Annotated in this window: 1 rRNA gene; it reads left to right on the forward strand. The window is 49.5% G+C overall.

The features are described from left to right. A 23S ribosomal RNA gene (locus ACYQ2M_RS25375) occupies positions 1 to 370 on the forward strand; the annotation flags it as partial.

The following is a 370-nucleotide window of genomic DNA, read 5'->3' on the forward strand; positions in this document are numbered from 1 at the left end:
CAGGAAAATCCGTTTCTTTATAAGGCTGAGAAGTGATGAGGAGGGATTTATCCCATAAACTGACTGCACCCATGCTGCCAAGAAAAGCCTCTATCGAGATAACCGGTGATCGTACCGTAAACCGACACAGGTAGGCAGGGAGAGTATCCCGAGGCGCTTGAGAGAACCCTGGTTAAGGAACTCGGCAAAATAATACCGTAACTTCGGGATAAGGTATGCCCTTAACTGTTAGTGGACTTGCTCCACAAAGCGGATGAGGGTCGCAGAGAAATGGCGGTAGCGACTGTTTACTAAAAACATAGGACTCTGCAAAGTCGCAAGACGAAGTATAGGGTCTGACGCCTGCCCGGTGCCGGAAGGTTAAGGGGAT

The sequence above is a fragment of the Desulfocicer niacini genome (assembly GCF_054657595.1).